Annotated in this window: 16 protein-coding genes; all 16 read left to right on the top strand. The window is 55.6% G+C overall.

What is annotated here, in order from left to right; genetic code table 11:
• Positions 1 to 49: 49 nt before the first annotated feature.
• The 16 genes from mnmE (at position 50) to truC (ending at position 15,367) form a co-directional block, all read left to right on the top strand.
• Positions 50 to 1,420: a tRNA uridine-5-carboxymethylaminomethyl(34) synthesis GTPase MnmE gene (mnmE, locus tag BQ4888_RS05925; RefSeq protein WP_092054941.1), complete on the top strand. Its 1,371-nt coding sequence runs from the start codon at positions 50 to 52 to the stop codon at positions 1,418 to 1,420.
• Between the two features lie 41 nt (positions 1,421 to 1,461).
• The gene (gene mnmG, locus BQ4888_RS05920; protein ID WP_092054938.1) at positions 1,462 to 3,321 is read left to right on the top strand and encodes a tRNA uridine-5-carboxymethylaminomethyl(34) synthesis enzyme MnmG; all 1,860 of its coding nucleotides are present in this window, start codon (positions 1,462 to 1,464) and stop codon (positions 3,319 to 3,321) included.
• Complete coding sequence (gene rsmG / locus BQ4888_RS05915; RefSeq protein ID WP_170232973.1) at positions 3,314 to 3,970, top strand: 16S rRNA (guanine(527)-N(7))-methyltransferase RsmG; 657 nt, start codon at positions 3,314 to 3,316, stop codon at positions 3,968 to 3,970. Before mnmG ends, rsmG begins: the two co-directional genes overlap by 8 nt.
• 193 nt (positions 3,971 to 4,163) lie before the next feature.
• A complete protein-coding gene (locus BQ4888_RS05910; protein WP_092054933.1) occupies positions 4,164 to 4,928 on the top strand; it encodes a ParA family protein in 765 nt (254 codons plus the stop codon).
• 1 nt (position 4,929) lies between these two features.
• Complete coding sequence (locus BQ4888_RS05905; protein WP_092054930.1) at positions 4,930 to 5,778, top strand: ParB/RepB/Spo0J family partition protein; 849 nt, start codon at positions 4,930 to 4,932, stop codon at positions 5,776 to 5,778.
• A 40-nt stretch (positions 5,779 to 5,818) separates the two neighbouring features.
• On the top strand, positions 5,819 to 6,184 hold the full coding sequence (locus BQ4888_RS05900) for a bactofilin family protein (protein ID WP_092055072.1): 366 nt from the start codon (positions 5,819 to 5,821) through the stop codon (positions 6,182 to 6,184).
• Between the two features lie 214 nt (positions 6,185 to 6,398).
• Positions 6,399 to 6,824: a F0F1 ATP synthase subunit B gene (locus BQ4888_RS05895; RefSeq protein ID WP_092054927.1), complete on the top strand. Its 426-nt coding sequence runs from the start codon at positions 6,399 to 6,401 to the stop codon at positions 6,822 to 6,824.
• Between the two features lie 21 nt (positions 6,825 to 6,845).
• Complete coding sequence (locus tag BQ4888_RS05890; RefSeq protein WP_240746425.1) at positions 6,846 to 7,427, top strand: F0F1 ATP synthase subunit B; 582 nt, start codon at positions 6,846 to 6,848, stop codon at positions 7,425 to 7,427.
• Positions 7,424 to 7,966 (top strand): ATP synthase F1 subunit delta, encoded by a 543-nt coding sequence (gene atpH / locus BQ4888_RS05885; protein WP_092054925.1) that lies wholly within the window; start codon positions 7,424 to 7,426, stop codon positions 7,964 to 7,966. Before BQ4888_RS05890 ends, atpH begins: the two co-directional genes overlap by 4 nt.
• 8 nt (positions 7,967 to 7,974) lie before the next feature.
• Positions 7,975 to 9,483 (top strand): F0F1 ATP synthase subunit alpha, encoded by a 1,509-nt coding sequence (atpA, locus tag BQ4888_RS05880; RefSeq protein ID WP_092054922.1) that lies wholly within the window; start codon positions 7,975 to 7,977, stop codon positions 9,481 to 9,483.
• A gap of 26 nt (positions 9,484 to 9,509) precedes the next feature.
• Complete coding sequence (gene atpG / locus BQ4888_RS05875) at positions 9,510 to 10,379, top strand: ATP synthase F1 subunit gamma (protein WP_092054919.1); 870 nt, start codon at positions 9,510 to 9,512, stop codon at positions 10,377 to 10,379.
• Between the two features lie 54 nt (positions 10,380 to 10,433).
• Positions 10,434 to 11,840 (top strand): F0F1 ATP synthase subunit beta, encoded by a 1,407-nt coding sequence (gene atpD, locus BQ4888_RS05870; RefSeq protein WP_092054916.1) that lies wholly within the window; start codon positions 10,434 to 10,436, stop codon positions 11,838 to 11,840.
• Between the two features lie 56 nt (positions 11,841 to 11,896).
• A complete protein-coding gene (locus BQ4888_RS05865) occupies positions 11,897 to 12,310 on the top strand; it encodes a F0F1 ATP synthase subunit epsilon (protein ID WP_092054914.1) in 414 nt (137 codons plus the stop codon).
• Positions 12,311 to 12,577: 267 nt separating this feature from the next.
• Positions 12,578 to 13,288, top strand: a complete 711-nt coding sequence (locus BQ4888_RS05860) for a GntR family transcriptional regulator (protein ID WP_092054911.1) — start codon at positions 12,578 to 12,580, stop codon at positions 13,286 to 13,288.
• A gap of 174 nt (positions 13,289 to 13,462) precedes the next feature.
• Positions 13,463 to 14,467 (top strand): HD-GYP domain-containing protein, encoded by a 1,005-nt coding sequence (locus BQ4888_RS05855; RefSeq protein WP_170232972.1) that lies wholly within the window; start codon positions 13,463 to 13,465, stop codon positions 14,465 to 14,467.
• Between the two features lie 156 nt (positions 14,468 to 14,623).
• Positions 14,624 to 15,367 (top strand): tRNA pseudouridine(65) synthase TruC, encoded by a 744-nt coding sequence (truC, locus tag BQ4888_RS05850; protein ID WP_092055060.1) that lies wholly within the window; start codon positions 14,624 to 14,626, stop codon positions 15,365 to 15,367.
• The last annotated feature ends 227 nt before the right edge of the window (positions 15,368 to 15,594 follow it).

The raw sequence follows: 15,594 nt of genomic DNA, 5'->3' as shown, positions 1-15,594 counted from the left end.
TACTGCGGAAATTCTTCTTTAATTGTTACTCCATCCCTGTGAAGCAAAGATGATGCGATCCGCTGAAACGATTGTTGCAGTTGCGACAGCTCCCGGTGAAGGGGCGATTGGCATCGTGCGTTTATCTGGCCCTTCCGCCGAGGCTTATCTTGATCAACTCTTTTGTGCTGTTCGTCCAACTCTAAAGCGCCTTTCTCATCGCCTTTACCTCGGACATCTTCGCGCAGCCGGTGGACAAATTATCGATGAAGTGATGGCGGTAGTTATGCGCGCCCCTCATTCCTTTACCCGCGAAGACGTGGTTGAGGTTCATTGTCATGGCGGTATGGTGATTATTCGCCAGATCGTTGATGCCTTTCTTGAAGTCGGCGCTCGTCTTGCCCGCCCGGGTGAATTTACCCAGCGGTCTTTTCTCAACGGGCGCCTCGATCTTTCTCAGGCGGAGGCGGTGATTGATATAATCCGTGCGCGCTCTGAGTCGGCCGGCAGGGTTGCCCTTGCCCAGTTAGATGGGCGAATTTCCCGTATCGTTGCGGAGATGTCGGATCGTCTTGCCGATCTTTTGTCCCATGTCGAATCTCTTGTCGATTTCCCGGAAGAGGATATCGAATTTGCTGAGTTTTCTTTTCTTGAAGAAGAGTCCCGTTCCCTTCTCGCTCAGATTGAAGATTTTCTCGAACATTTTGATATGGGCCGGATTATGCGGGAGGGCTTGTCCGTCCTCATTCTGGGAAAACCGAATGTCGGTAAAAGTTCTCTACTGAACCTTCTTCTTGGTGAGTCACGAGCGATCGTCACCGATATTCCTGGAACGACCCGGGATACTATAGAAGAAAATTTTGTTCTTGGTGGCATACCTCTTCGTCTGATCGATACGGCCGGCGTACGGGATAGCGATGATCCCGTCGAAGTTGAGGGCATCGCCCGCGCCCGCGCCAAGGTCGCATCCGCTGACCTGATTTTATTGGTGGTCGATGGTAGCCGTCCTCTCGATGAACAGGATCGGCTCGCCCTCAGGGCCTGCAGTGATTACAAAACCCTTTTGGTTTGTAATAAGACGGACCTCCCCCAATCTTCCTTGCCCCATGACTGGACCGCTTTGCCTACGGTTTTTCTTTCTTGCCGTTCCGGTGATGGTCTTTCTCTTTTGCGTAATTCCATCGTTACTTTGTTGGGTGGGTCAGTCCAGGGTGACCTGGCGCAGGAAGTGGTTTTTTCCGACCGACGTCACCGTGATTCTTTGTTAAGAACTCGTGAATCGCTGATGCGCTTCCAATCCGCACTATCCGAAGGACTGTCTCCTGAGTTTCCTGCTTTGGAACTGCGCGAAGCCCTAGATGCCCTTGCTGAGATCCTCGGAAAGACGACACCAGATGATATACTCGACCGAATTTTCTCAAGATTTTGCATTGGAAAGTAAAATGTTTCACGTGAAACATGCTCTTGCAGCAGGAGAATAAAATGGCGGCGGGAATTGGAAAATATCAGGTCATTGTTGTTGGGGCCGGTCACGCAGGATGTGAGGCGGCATTGGCGGCGGCGCGTTTGGGGTGTAAGACGTTGCTGTTGAATATGAGCCTCGACGCAGTGGGGCAGATGTCCTGTAACCCGGCTATAGGAGGCCTGGGGAAGGGTCATCTGGTCAAGGAAGTGGATGCTCTGGGGGGCGAGATGGGGCTGAATATCGATGCCACGGGAATCCAGTTTCGCATCCTGAATACCCGGAAGGGTCCGGCAGTACGTTCTTCGCGGGCGCAGGCGGATCGCAGACTTTACGCTGCGCGAATGAAAGGGCGAGTAGAAAGCTATCCATTGCTTGATTTGAAGCATGGTGTAGTTACGAGGTTGATCGTTGAAAATAATCGTGTAACCGGAGTAGAAACTCGGGAAGGTTTGATTTTCTGCGGGGACGCGGTGGTATTAACGACCGGCACCTTTATGCGGGGACTGATTCATGTCGGCTTGCATAATTATCCTGGTGGACGGGCGGGTGAACCGGCGTCCGAGGGGCTTTCCGATTGTCTCCGTTCGCTCGGTTTAAACGTCGGTCGTCTCAAAACCGGAACGCCGGCACGACTGGACCGCCGAACTATCGATTTCTCACAGTTGGAAGCGCAACACGGTGATGCCGAGCCCCGGCCTTTCTCCTATCAGAATAAAAAAATAACCCAGAAGCAGGTTCCCTGTTACATCACCTATACCAATGAGCGGACCCACGAATTGATCCGCGGTGGATTGGATCGCTCTCCTCTCTACAGCGGAGTGATTGAAGGCGTAGGCGCGCGTTACTGCCCCTCTATTGAGGATAAGGTGGTGCGTTTTCCGGAAAAGGATCGTCATCAGGTTTTTCTCGAACCAGAGGGGCTTGATTGCGGGGAGATTTATCCCAATGGCGTTTCGACCTCCCTTCCCCCCGATGTGCAGCAGTCTTATCTGCGCTCCATACCCGGTCTCGAGCATGTCGAGATGATGCGCCCTGGCTATGCCATCGAATACGATTTTGTTGACCCGATGGAGTTGTATCCCAGTTTGGAAACGAAGGCGGTCGAAAATCTCTTCCATGCCGGCCAGATCAACGGGACTTCCGGTTATGAGGAGGCGGCAGCCCAGGGATTGGTCGCCGGAGTCAACGCGGCGTTAAAGATCAAAGGGGAAGCGCCAATGATTATTGGGCGCGATCAGGGCTATACCGGGGTGATGATCGATGATCTGGTGAATTGCGGCACCAATGAGCCCTACCGAATGTTTACCTCGCGGGCGGAATACCGGCTCTTGTTGCGAGAGGATAATGCCGACCAACGATTGACCCCGATAGGGCGAACACTGGGACTGATCAGTGAGGAGCGCTGGCAAACCTACTGCGAGAAAATGGAAGGTGTGGCCCGGGGAGAAGGGGTTTTACGGGAGGCTCGGATCACGTCTTCCGACCGGGACTCTATGGAGCGGTTGGGATTGGCTGATCTGAAGAACGGCGCCGCCTTCGGGGAATTGTTGCGCCGCCCGGAAATAACCATACAATCTCTGGCTCAACTCGATGGGCGGTTGGCGGAAATGTCCGCTGAGGTGTTGGAGCAATTGGAGATCGCCACGAAGTACGCTGGCTATATCAAGCGGCAAGAGGATGAAGTTGCGCGATATCGCAAGACAGAATCGGTTGCTATTCCCGAAGAATTCGACTATTTGAAAATCCCCGGAATCACCGCTGAGGTCCGGGAAAAACTTCATCGGGGGCGGCCGAAGACCTTGGGACAAGCGGCGCGGATTCCCGGTATCACCCCTGCGGCGATCGCGATCCTCAGTGTTTGGTTGCGCCGTGGTTGATGAGCTTTCCCTGCTGAAGAATGGTCTGCGAGACCTTGAGCTGGACCTTCCGTCGGAGGTGTGCGAACGGCTTCTCTGGCTCGGCAAGGAGTTGCTGCGTTGGAATGAAAAGGTCAATCTGACCTCTATCCGTTCGTTGGAGGAGGTCATTGTTAAGCATCTGCTAGACTCCCTTTCTGTTTTTCCTCTTTTGCAATCTGGAGAACGCCTCCTCGATGTTGGCTCGGGGGGAGGTTTCCCAGGGCTGCCTTTGGCTATTGTCGATCCCGTACGGGAAGTGGTGACGGTAGATGCCGTGGGTAAAAAAATCAACTTCCAGCGTCATGTCGTTCGCCAGTTGGGGCTTGACCTCTGTGTTTCCCTGCATCTGCGCGTTGAGGAATTGCCCCGGTGGAGTGGCTTTGGCGATGGGTTTGATGTGGTCATCTCCCGGGCTTTTGCCTCAATCGCGGATTTTGCCCTTCTCGCTCGTCCCTGCCTCACAGAAGGAGGACGCCTGATTGCAATGAAGGGACCCGAAGGGGAACGCGAGCTACGCGGGCAGGAGACGCGCTTACGTGATCTCGGGTTGGAGTTCGATGTGATGCATCGTTTTTCTTTGCCGCTCGGAGCCGGAGAGCGGCAATTGCTTCTTTTTCGGCGGATTTAAGATCGCGGATTAGAAATGACATGGAGAGAGATTGTTTTTCCAGAAAAGGCTACAATATATAGTGTCGAATGTTTGATGCTGTCCCATATCTTCTGATGGCCTCGAAGTGATCGCTATAAAACAGTTTTTTCTTTGCTGAATAAGGGGGTTATGGTAAGTTCTGCGTTCTGGCCCAGCCCAAGGAGAAAACTCTATGGCTCAAATCATCGCGGTTGCTAACCAGAAAGGGGGAGTGGGCAAGACGACCACTGCTGTCAATCTGGCTGCTTCTCTCGCCGCCGCGGAAAAACGGACCCTGCTCGTTGATATGGATCCCCAGGCCAATGCCTGCAGCGGTGTCGGTATCGATAAGTGTAGCCAGGAATTGACTGTCTACCACGCCCTGCTCGGGGATGCTTCCGCTCAGGAGGTACGGGTTCGCTCCAACCTCGAACATCTCGATATCCTGCCTTCTAATACCGATCTGATCGGCGCGGAGATCGAACTCGTCTCGGCCTTTGCCCGCGAAGGGAAGTTGCGCGAGGTATTGGGCCAGATTAGCGCCGAGTACGATTACATTATCATCGATTGCCCCCCTTCCCTCGGCCTGCTGACCGTCAACGCTCTGACCGCCGCCGACTCGGTGCTGATCCCCCTGCAGTGTGAGTTCTACGCCATGGAGGGGCTGAGTCAGTTGATGAAGACCATCCGGCTGATTCAAAAGCAACTCAATCCTGAACTCAAGGTTCTGGGCATCCTTCTGACCATGTTTGATGGCCGCAACAACCTTTCCCATCAGGTCAGCGAAGAAATTCGTACCCATTTTGGCGATCAGGTTTTCACCTCGGTCATTCCCCGCAATGTACGCCTTTCCGAGGCTCCGAGCCACGGACTGCCGGTGTTGCTCTACGACATCGCCTCGCGGGGGGCGCAGGCCTATCTGGAACTGGCCAAGGAAATCATCGAAGCAGGACATTGATATGGCAAAACGACCCGCGCTCGGAAAAGGCATCGGCGCCCTCTTGAATTCTGCTACCCAGGAGGGGCGGAAGTATTTCCTCTGTCCAATCGAGGAATTACGACCGCATGGCCAACAGCCCCGAAAAACCTTCAATGATGAAAAGATGGCCGAACTGGTCGCCTCGATCCGGGAAAAAGGTGTGATTCAGCCTTTGGTTGTTCGCCAGGTCGACGACCATTACCAGATCATCGCTGGTGAACGCCGCTGGCGGGCCTCGCAAAAAGCTGGTCTGCGGGAAATTCCCGTTGTTATTCAGGATGTTTCCGAGGATTGGGCGCTGGAGATGGCGCTCATCGAAAACATCCAACGGGAAGACCTGAACCCCATTGAAGAGGCCGAAGCCTACCGTAACCTGATGGAAAATTTCGATTTTTCCCAGGAGGAAATGGCTCGGCGTGTCGGTAAGGACCGTTCTACCGTCGCCAATTCCCTGCGTCTGCTGAGACTTCCGGAAGGGGTGCGGGAGGATGTCATGCACGCACGGTTGAGCATGGGCCATGCCCGCGCCCTGCTCTCCCTGGAAAATGATGAGGATTTGCTCGAAGCCCGAGACCAAGTCGTGCAGAAAGCTCTGTCGGTACGTGAAACGGAAGCCCTGGTAAAAAAGATTAAAAGTTTTGGCATTCCCGTCAAGGCGCGGAAAAAGCCTCCGGGTAATCCGCAGTTGCAGCATCTTGAAAGCGAACTGAAAAAGACTTTGGGAACCCAGGTGAAAATCAACACTCGGGGCAAGGGAGGGAAGATTGAAATCGCCTTTTACTCCCCGGAAGAGCTGAATCGGTTGCTGGAATTTCTCGGGGTCGCCTGAGGAGCTTTTTGTGTTGAAGATCGGGAAGGACAGAGAACGTATGCGTAAGGAAAATCCCGTGGAAAAAAGTGATATTAAAGCCTTCCTGGGTCCGGGGAGCCAGTTCGAAGGCAAGTTGGTGTTCGATGAAATCGTTCGTATCGACGGCGTTTTTCGGGGCGAGATCCAATCACGGGACATCCTCATCATCGGCCCCGGGGCGGATATTCAAGGAGAAATCTCTGTTGGAACGCTGATCGTCAGTGGCAAACTACAGGGAAATATTAAGGTGCTGAACAAGGCGGAGCTGCGGGCGCCGGCCCAGATCGACGGATCCCTTGAAACCCCCGTCTTGATGGTGGAGGCAGGGGTTGTTCTCAATGGGACTTTGTCCATGAGCCCCACTGACGCCGCGAACGGATCCTGATCCCTGCCGCGCTGTGGTCTTCCCGGCATTTCTATCTAAGAAAAAGCCAAAAAAGCCGCAGGGGCCCAGCAAAGGGGCTTGACAGTCCAGGATCTACTGTGATAGCAATGCCCTGTTTTACTTCCTGGCTAAGCTGGATTTTTAATCAACCGGTTCGATAGATTGAGTTCCGAACCGGCTTCTTTATCTCAAGGCTAAAAACAAGGGGTGTGCAGTGATCAAAGTCGATTGGACAATCTGGCTTCAGTTCGCCAACTTCTTCATCCTGATGGCGGCGCTGAACTTCATTCTCTACCGCCCGCTGCGCGGCATGCTCAATCGCCGCCGTGAAACCATTGATGGCTCTCACGCCCGGGCCAAGGAGCTGGAAGCTTCGATCAATGAGAAGATGGAGCGGTATCAGCAGCAGCTGCAGGCCGCCAAGGTCAAAGGGAATGAAGAGCGGGCAGAAATGCGCAAAGCAGCAGCTGCCGACGAGGCGACGATACTCGGGCAGGCACAGAACAAGGCTGCCGCACAGCTTCAAGAGATCAAGACCCGGGTTGCCGGTGAAGCCGATGCCGCTGGTAAGATACTGAAAAAGGAAGCGAATGCCCTGGCTTCGCAGATCGCCTCCAAGATTCTTGGGAGGGCGGTGTAAATGAACGTCAAGGGGGTTCGCATGAAGACGAAGCTGACCGGCATCCTTGCCGGTATCCTGATGGTGGCGACGGCCAGCACGGTGCTCGCCGCTGGAGGTGAAGGGCACCATGTCGATAGCGGCGTGCTGCTCAAGGATTTTCTCTACCGCCTGTTCAATTTCGCGGTCACCTTCGGACTGCTGGCTTACTTTGTCACCAAGCCGATACGCAAGGGTTTGTCCGGGCGGAAGGAAGGGATCGAAAAATCTCTCGCCGAAGCCAAGGCTGCCCAGGAAAAGGCTGAAGCGAAGTTCGCCGAGTACGACGACAAGTTGACCAAGGCTTCGGCGGAAATTGATGACATCTATGCAGCTATTAAGCGCGAAGGGGAACTGGAGCGGGAACGCATCCTCGCCAACGCCCGCGAAATGGCCCTCAAAATTGAGGAAGAAGCGAAGAAGTCCGCCGCCCTTGAAGTCGCCAAGGCCCGCATCGAGTTGCAGCGGGAAGCCAGCGACATGGCGCTGAAGGTAGCGGAGGAGCTGCTGAAAAAGAACTTCAACAGCAACGACCAGAATCGTCTCGTTGATGAATACATGAAGAAGGTGGGAGAACTACATTGAGCGTCAGCGCGATTACCAAGAGGTATGCCAAGGCCCTGGTGACCCTGGGGTCCGAGCAGAAGATGGTAGAGGGCTATGGTAAGGAACTGGCCGATTTCAAGGATCTCCTCGTGCGGGAGAAACAGCTTCGCCTGATCCTGGACAGCCCTTCCTTCCCCGTGGAAAAGAAGAACGCGATTCTGTCCGACCTGGGTGCCAAACTCCAGCTGTCGGAGGGAATGCGTAAATTTCTCGGGTTGCTGTTAGCCAAAGGTCGGCTGCGTCTGTTGCCGCAGATCGAAACCCAGTACCGCGACTTTGCCGATGAAATTTCCGGCATCCTGCGGGCGCACATCACTTCGGCTTCCAAGCTCAACCAGAACCAGCGCAAGGCCATTGCCTCCGGTCTGGAAGAGAAGACCGGCAAGCAGGTGGAACTGACGGTAAGTGTACGCTCAGCGCTGATCGGCGGGTTGCAGGCCCAGGTTGGCGGTAAAATATTCGACGGAAGTATTAAGACCCAGCTTAAGCGGATTGAAGATACCTTAAAGAAGGGGTGAGAAGGATAATGGAAATCAAGGCAGAAGAAATCAGCGCGATTATCAAGAAGCAGATCGAAAACTTCGGTCGCGAAGTCGAGGTCAGCGAAACCGGAACCATTATCTCCGTCGGTGACGGTATTGCCCGTATCCATGGTCTGGACAAGGCCATGGCCGGCGAGCTGCTGGAGTTCCCCGGCGGCATCATGGGCATGGTTCTCAACCTGGAAGAAGACAATGTCGGTGCAGCCATCCTCGGTGAGGCCCATCACATCAAGGAAGGGGACACCGTCAAGAGAACCGAGCGTATCGTTCAGGTTCCCGTTGGTGAGGCCCTGATTGGCCGGGTGGTCAACGGCATTGGTATTGCCATCGACGGCAAGGGCGAGATCAAATCCAAGGATTACCGTCAGGTAGAGATCAAGGCTCCCGGCATCGTCGCTCGTAAATCGGTCCATGAGCCGATGCAGACCGGTCTCAAGGCGATCGATGCCATGGTGCCGATCGGCCGCGGGCAGCGCGAGCTGATCATCGGCGACCGTCAGACCGGCAAGACCGCCGTCGCCATCGACACCATCATCAACCAGAAAGGCAATGGCGTCATTTGTATTTATGTCGCCATCGGTCAGAAGCGATCGACCGTTGCCCAGGTTGTCGACAAGCTCAAGAAGCACGGCGCTATGGATTACACTATTGTTGTTGCCGCGACTGCTTCCGACCCTGCCCCGCTGCAGTTCATCTCGCCTTACACCGGCGTTACCATGGGCGAATTTTTCCGCGACAGCGGTCGTCATGCCCTGATCATCTACGATGACCTGTCCAAGCAGGCGGTGGCCTATCGCCAGCTTTCCCTGCTGCTGCGTCGTCCGCCGGGACGTGAAGCCTATCCCGGTGACGTCTTCTACCTGCACAGCCGTCTGCTGGAGCGTGCCGCGAAGCTCAACGACGAGCTTGGCGCCGGTTCTCTGACCGCGCTGCCGATTATCGAGACCCAGGCCGGTGACGTTTCCGCCTACATCCCGACCAACGTTATCTCCATCACTGACGGTCAGATCTTCCTGGAAACCGACCTCTTCTACTCGGGTGTGCGTCCGGCGATCAACGTCGGCCTCTCCGTCTCCCGTGTCGGCGGCAGCGCCCAAGTAAAAGCGATGAAACAGGTCGCCGGTACTCTGCGTCTGGCCCTTGCTCAGTATCGTGAGATGGCCGCTTTTGCCCAGTTTGGTTCCGACCTCGATGCCGCCACCCAGCGTCAGCTCAATCGTGGTGCCCGTCTGGTTGAGATTCTCAAGCAGGGGCAGTACCAACCGCTGCCGGTGGCGAAGCAGGTTCTGGCGATTTACGCTGCCAATAATGGTTATGTTGATGAGTATCCGACGACCGACATTCAGCGTTACGAGCAGGAACTGTTGACCTTCCTCGAAGCCAATCACGGCCAACTGATCACCGACCTCGGCGAGAAGAAAGCCATCGATGCTGACCTTGACGTACGTATCAAAGCGGCTCTCGACGAATTTAAGGGTCAGTTTGTAGCGTAAATTATCGCCAGCCAAAGGTTAGACAGATGCCAAGTCTGAAGGACATAAAAAAACGGATCGGCTCGGTCAAAAATACCCAGCAGATCACCAAGGCCATGAAAATGGTCTCGGCCGCGAAACTGCGGCGCGCCCAGGATGCGGTGGTTGCCTCCCGGCCTTATGCTGACAAGATGCTGGAAGTCCTTTCCAGTCTGGCTGCCAGAGAGGAAGCGGAAGCCCATCCCCTGCTTTTCTCCCGGGGCAAACGGCGGGCACTGGTTGTGATCCTGACGGCGGATCGAGGGCTGTGTGGAGGTTTCAACGCGAACATCTGCAAAACCGCAGAGCGCTTTGTCCGTAAGAACGAAGACGGCTTCGAAGCCTACGACCTGATGGTTATCGGCCGCAAGGGCAAGGAATATCTCAAGCATCGCCCAGGCCTCAATATCGGTAAGGTATACGAAAACATCTCCGGGGCCACCTCCTTCGGAACGGCATCCTTGCTTGGGCAAGAGATCGTTGACGGCTATGTAACAGAACAATATGACGCCGTTTACCTCATCTACAATGCCTTTCGTAGCGCCATTTCCCAGGTGGTCACGACCGCCCAGTTGCTGCCGATCATTCCCCGCGAAGTTGCCGAGGGGACGCAGATGACTCAGTATCTTTATGAGCCGAATCGAGGCGCAGTCCTGGAGCAGTTGCTGCCAAAAAACGTCGAAGTGCAGATCTTCCGTGCTCTCCTTGAGTCTGTGGCATCGGAACATGGCGCCCGCATGAGCGCTATGGACAGTGCCAGCAAGAACGCCAAGGAAATGATCGGCAAGTTGACCCTGCAATACAATCGCGCGCGGCAGGCAGCCATCACCAAGGAGCTCATGGAGATTATTTCCGGAGCGGAATCGGTCAAGAATTAATTCGAACGATCTTTCGCACCGGGCTCCGGTGTGATAAAGGAGGAACGGTTCATCATGAATAAAGGAAAAATTACTCAGGTTATCGGTCCCGTCATCGACGTGGAATTCGAAGCCGGCAAACTTCCGGAAATCTACTATGCCCTCAAGGTAACCAATCCCGCCCTTGGCGACCAGGAGTGGAATCTGGTGGTCGAAGTCGCTCAGCACCTCGGGGAGAACACGGTGCGCGCCATCGCCATGGATTCCACCGACGGTTTGGTCCGTGGGCAGGAGGTTCTCGATACCGGTAAGCAGATCGTTATGCCGGTTGGTCGCAAGACCCTTGGCCGTATTCTCAATGTCATCGGCGAGCCGGTGGACGAAGCGGGCCCGGTCGGCGCTGAAGTCGAGTGGGAAATTCATCGTCCTACTCCCGAGTTTGTTGATCAGTCGGTGAGCGTTCAGGCCTTCGAGACCGGTATCAAGGTCGTTGACCTCCTCGCTCCTTACGCCCGTGGCGGTAAAATCGGCCTCTTCGGCGGCGCCGGCGTAGGCAAGACCGTTCTGATTATGGAACTGATTCACAACATCGCCAAACAGCACGGCGGTTTCTCGGTTTTTGCCGGCGTTGGCGAGCGGACCCGCGAAGGGAACGACCTCTGGCACGAAATGAAGGATTCGGGCGTTCTCGATAAGGCTGCCCTGATCTATGGCCAGATGAACGAGCCCCCCGGAGCCCGTGCCCGCGTCGCCCTTTCGGCTCTGACCGTAGCCGAGTATTTCCGTGATGAAGAGGGCCAGGACGTGCTCCTCTTTATCGATAACATCTTCCGTTTTACCCAAGCTGGTTCGGAAGTTTCGGCTCTGCTCGGCCGTATTCCTTCGGCCGTTGGTTATCAGCCGACCCTCTCCACCGAGATGGGCGAGCTGCAGGAGCGGATCACCACGACGAACAAGGGTTCGATTACCTCGGTTCAGGCGATCTACGTTCCTGCTGACGACTTGACCGACCCGGCGCCGGCCACGGCCTTTGCCCACCTCGACGCCACGACCGTTCTTTCCCGTCAAATTGCCGAGCTGGGTATTTACCCCGCCGTCGACCCGCTTGACTCCACCAGCCGGATTCTCGATCCTCAGGTGGTCGGTGAGGAACATTACAAGGTCGCTCGCGACGTTCAGTATGTTCTCCAGCGTTACAAGGACTTGCAGGATATCATTGCCATCCTCGGCATGGACGAGCTCTCCGAGGAAGATAAGCTGGTCGTCTCCCGCGCTCGGAAGATTCAGCGTTTCCTCTCGCAGCCCTTCCATGTTGCCGAGGTCTTTACCGGCTCCCCGGGCAAGTACGTGGAGCTCAAGGATACCATCCAGGGCTTCCAGGAAATCGTCGCCGGTAAGTACGACGACATCCCCGAGCAGGCTTTCTACATGGTTGGTACCATCGAGGAAGCTCTGGAAAAGGCTAAGCAACTGGCGGCCTGATAGATGTTGTTGCGGCGGGGCGTCAAGCCCCGCCACTCCGGTAAAGGATGTTCGTAATGGCAGAAAAGCTCAGACTCGAATTGGTCACCCCCTATAAAAAGGCCCTCTCCGAGGAAGTCGATGAGGTCACGGCCCCCGGCACGCTGGGCGAATTCGGCATTCTTCCCGGGCATACTCCCCTGCTTACGACTCTTAAGATTGGCGAACTGTCGTACCGTCGTGGCGGTGAAGTCTTTCATCTGGCCGTGAACTGGGGTTATGTGGAAGTTGAAGACGACAAGGTGACCGTCCTGGTAGAAACCGCCGAGCCTGCGGACGAGATTGATCTCGAACGGGCCCGGGCCGCCTTGGGCCGTGCGGAGGAAGCACTGCGCAAGCTCTCTTCCGAGGATAAGGATTTCTTGGTCATGCAGGCCGCTCTGGAGCGTGCCCTGATCCGTATTCAGGTTGCCGGGCGGCAAGGACGTTAAAAAGGCACTTGTTGATAACTTAGAAATAAGGCGACTCTCCGGGGTCGCCTTTTTTTATTCATGTCGTAACCTTTCTCTCTCTTCTGCGAGTGATTCGGTTATCAATAAATCTCTCCCCACAATTTACTCTTTCAGAAGATATGGATAAGACTGAGAAAAAACATAACAAACCAAACCTCTTCCCGGAAAAAACTTGACATAAAATGTATACTGTATACAATTCGCTGGGGATGAAGGACAACTCATCAGGGGGATGGGAGTATTTCGGTGCGAAAGAAACTCGTCGACAGTCATTTGACTTTACGGGAAAAGATTCTCGAAACGATCCGTGAAGCGATACTTAAAGGTTCCCTGAAGCCGGGGGAGAAGGTTGCGGAGCCGGAATTAGCAGAGCGTTTTGGCATCAGCCGCACGCCGATCCGGGAAGCCTTCCGCCAGTTGGAATCGGAAGGCTACCTGACCGTTATCCCCCGCAAGGGCGCGGTCGTCGCTTCCCTGTCGGAACGGGATGTGGAGGAGTTCTACGCCATCAAGAGCGTGCTTGAAGGTTATGCGGCGAGAATGGCCGCCGACAAGCTTAGCGACCGGGATATTGAGCGGCTGGAAACGATCAATGACCGCCTGGAAAAGCTCGCCCGCGAGGGGGATGTCAAAAATTTTTTCCGGGTTCACAGCGACTTTCATGAAGCGTTTATTCGCGCCTCGGGGAATGATAAGCTGTTGGAATTGATCAGCCAGCTTCTGCTCAAGTTTAATCGTCTGCGCATGGCTTCCCTGAGCTTGCCGGGGCGGATGGAAGTCTCGGTGCAGGAGCATCGCAAGCTGCTTGAAGCATTCAAGGCCCGGGATGGAGAGCTGGCGGAAACCCTGGTGACAAAAACCGCCGCTTTTGGCGGTCAGCAGCTGATCCAGAGTATGGCGCAGAAAGAGGGGCGTCCGTTCGAAGGTTCGATTTTACACCAAGTCGGCGACGTCTGAGACGCTTCGCTGAATATAAGTATGGCAAGCGGCGTTCCCTGTGAGCGCCGTTTTTTTGTTTGTGCGCGGGTCCATTGGGCTATGCAATCGGAGGAAGCTGGATTTTCTTTCATCGGGTAAGGTAAAATGTTGAGCGGTATAAAGATCCCAGCTCTTGAACTTTGCGAGGCTCTATTGCAGGAACAGCCGACACCCCTGACCCCTTCCACCGAACATTCGTCCCTTCCTCCGGTGAGCGAACAGGGATGGTACCCTGTTGATCTGCGGTGTCTCGACCCGGAGATGGTCACGCCGTGCGATCTCTATCGCAGAACGGGCCATAACCGTTTCGTGCTCTTTTCCCAGCGCCGTCTCCCCGTCGATCGCGTTGTACGTGAACGACTGCTGACCCATGGCCTGAACTACCTATACATTCAGGAAGGAGACAGCCCGGTCTATTTCGACTTCCTGAAAAATTCGCTGATTTCCGTTGTTCGCGATCCCCATACCAGCTCAGAAAAGAAGGCCCAGGCGGTCCACGCCTCCTGTCAGGAAATTCTCCGCTGGGCCTTCGATGAACCCCGGGCTCCCTTCGTTCGTCAGGCCCAGGAGGCGATTCTGCCGACGGTCAGCCTGATCATGACCGACGACAGCGCCACCCGGCACTTGATCCGTCTCACCGCCTACGACCATTCGACCTACACCCACTGCACCAATGTGGGGATTTACGGCGTCGCCCTGGCGAAAATCTTTTTCGGTAGCGACTCAATGAAAAAGATGGAAACATTAGGTCCCGGGTTTTTCCTCCACGATCTCGGTAAATGCCGGATTCCCATCGAGATCCTCAACAAGCCGGGAGCTTTGACCGAAAGCGAACGCCAAATCGTCAACAAACATCCGGACGACGGTCATATTATGCTCGCCGAAAGCGGGCTGCTCACCGAAGAGGCGAAGATTATCGCCCTTCAGCACCATGAGCGGGATGACGGCAAGGGCTACCCTAATGCCCTGACCGGGGATGACATCCACCCTTACGCCCGCATCTGCCGGCTGGCGGATGTCTACGAGGCCTTGACCGCCGACCGCCCCTACCACCAGCGCAAATCGACCTTCGACGCCTTCAAGATCATGTACCAGCAGTTCACCTCGGACCTCGACCGCAAGCTCTTCGAAATCTTCATCCAGCTCTTCGCCGGCTGAGCGTAAGCCCCCCTCCTCTATTTACGTCTGCTAGCGGCAGGTCTGCCGGCGATAGACGGGCCCCTCCGGAAACTTTGACAGGCGATAATGAACGCTGAAAATCGGTACAAAGTGATCCGAACCCCACCCTCCCTAACGGACGATTCCGGAGAAAGGCTGGAAATTCTCTATCGGGATGAGCATCTGGTGGCGGTCAACAAACCGTCCGGTCTCCTCGTCCATCGCAGCGAAATCGACCGGCGTGAAACCCGCTTCGCCCTGCAGCTGGTGCGCGATCAACTGGGGCAATGGGTCTACCCGGTCCATCGCCTCGCCCGGCCGACCTCCGGGGTGCTGTTGCTCGCCCTCAACCCCGATGTCGCCCGACGGATGGGCGAGGCCTTCGCCGCTGGAGCGGTGGAGAAGACCTATCTCGCCGTGGTCCGGGGGATTCCCCCAGAAGAGGGGGTCATTGATTATCCCCTGACCGAGGAACTCGACCGGCACAGCGACCGGTTGGCCCGACCCGACAAGGGGCCGCAGCCGGCGGTCACCGAATTCCGTCGCCTCGCCACGGTCGAACTCCCCTGCCCCGTCGGCCGCTACCCCAGCAGCCGCTACAGCCTGGTCGAGGCGCGGCCGAAAACCGGGCGCAAGCACCAGCTGCGCCGCCACTTCAAGCACCTCTTCCACCCCCTCATCGGTGACACCAAGCATGGCGAAGGGCGACACAACCGGTTCTTCCGTGAAACCTACGCCTGCCACCGCCTGCTCCTCGCCGCCGTCGAAATCACCCTCCCCCACCCCGTAACCGGCCAACCGCTCCGCATCACCGCGCCTCTCGAAGACAGCTTCGCGGCGGTGATTGAAAAACTGGGGTGGAAGGAGACGGTGCCGGAGCGGTGGTGGCGGAAGGGGTAAGAGAAAAAAGTGGGAATATTACATGGATTCCCGACTTGACGAGGGATTGGTGGTGGTGCAAGTTTATGTGGCGGAATTTGGCTTGAAAATAAATCTGTCAGTACGCAGTAACAGTTGAATATCTAACGGGTTTAAGTCCCGTCCGGGGAGTTGTCCGTTCACCCCGGTAGCTCAAGGGAGCGGCGTCTTGGTAACAAGGGGTCGTAAGTTCCCAATTGGCAAAGCAG

It is taken from the genome of Desulfuromonas acetexigens (genome assembly GCF_900111775.1).
Classification (GTDB): Bacteria; Desulfobacterota; Desulfuromonadia; order Desulfuromonadales; family Trichloromonadaceae; genus Trichloromonas; species Trichloromonas acetexigens.
The sequence above is the reverse complement of the archived record's forward strand: the minus strand, read 5'-3'. Positions and strand labels throughout refer to the sequence as shown.